2 protein-coding genes are annotated in these 1341 nt (G+C 69.2%); both read left to right on the top strand.

The window, feature by feature from the left end; all coding sequences use genetic code 11:
* Positions 1 to 968: YhdP family phospholipid transporter (locus tag JCM9942_RS16110; protein ID WP_304941169.1), on the top strand; the 968-nt coding region annotated here is incomplete at its 5' end.
* Positions 969 to 1016: 48 nt separating this feature from the next.
* The coding region (locus JCM9942_RS16105) for a PmbA/TldA family metallopeptidase (protein WP_304941168.1) at positions 1017 to 1341 on the top strand (325 nt) is incomplete at its 3' end.

Below are 1341 nucleotides of genomic sequence, written 5' to 3'. Positions count from 1 at the left end.
TGCCCGATGGCCGGGGCGGCACCGTGCGCGGGCAGTTGGCGCGGGTGCATTGGCAGGAAGCCGCGGGTATGGGCGAGGCTGGCGCGGCCGCCGATCCGCTCGATCCGGCCAATATCCCGCCGCTGGCATTGGATATCGAAGACCTGCGCGTCGGCAGGACCGCATTGGGCCGGACGGTGCTGCGGACCCGGCCGTTGGCCGATGGCCTGAAGGTCGAGCAATTGCAGTTCCGCGCCCCCAAACAGGCGATCGATGTGGAAGGCCAGTGGCGCGGCATCGGCGCCCAGGCGCACACGCACGTGGCGGTGCAGGTGGACAGCGAGAATCTCGGCGGGCTGATGGACAACCTGGGCTATGGCGGGCAGCTGCGCGCCGGCCAGGGCCAGGTGCGGTTCGATGCCCGCTGGCCGGGGGCGCCACGGGCGTTCCAGCTGGCCGCGCTGGAGGGCTCGCTGAGTCTGGACGCCCGCAACGGCCAGTTGCTGGAAGTTGAACCGGGCGCCGGGCGGGTGCTGGGCCTGCTCAGCGTGGCCCAGCTGCCCCGCCGGTTGATGTTCGATTTCCGCGATTTCTATTCCAAGGGTCTGGCGTTCAACCGCGTCGAGGGCCAGGTGCGCTTCGGCGACGGTGTGGCGCGTACCGACAAGATCGTCATGGAAGGACCGGCGGCGGACATCACCATCCGGGGCCAGACCGACCTGCGCAGCCAGCAGTTCGACCAGACCATCGATGTGAATCCGCGTTCGGGCAACCTGCTGACCGTGGTCGGCGCGGTGGCGGCCGGGCCGATTGGCGCGGCGGTCGGTGCTGCGGCCAACGCGGTGCTCGGCAAGCCGCTGGGAACCATCGGTGCCAAGACCTACAAAGTCACCGGGCCATGGAAAGATCCCACCGTGGATGTGGTCGAGCGCGAGGCGCCGCGTGTACCGCCGCCGCTGGTCAGCCCCGACAACCGCGGCTCTCCGTGATCCCCGCATCGGCTTGCGAACCGCGCCCAAGCCCCCATCTGGAATGACATGACTGATAACGTAATGACGCTTGCCGAGTCCCGCCTGCTGCTGCCGGCCGGGCTGGACGCCAACCGCCTCGAGCGCACCTTCGGCACCCTGCTGGGGCCGGGCATCGATTTTGGTGACCTGTATTTCCAGCACTCGCGGCGTGAAAGCTGGAGCGTGGAAGACGGCATCGTCAAGGACGGCGCCCACTCCATCGAGCAGGGCGTGGGTGTGCGGGCCATTTCCGGCGAGAAGACCGGTTTCGCTTATTCCGACGATATCCAGCCGGCCGCCTTGCTGGCGGCGGCGCAGTCGGCCCGGGCGATCTCCCGCGAGGGCGGCGCGC

This window comes from Stenotrophomonas pictorum JCM 9942 (assembly GCF_001310775.1).
In the GTDB taxonomy this organism is placed as follows: domain Bacteria; phylum Pseudomonadota; class Gammaproteobacteria; order Xanthomonadales; family Xanthomonadaceae; genus Stenotrophomonas; species Stenotrophomonas pictorum.
The sequence above is the reverse complement of the archived record's forward strand: the minus strand, read 5'-3'. Positions and strand labels throughout refer to the sequence as shown.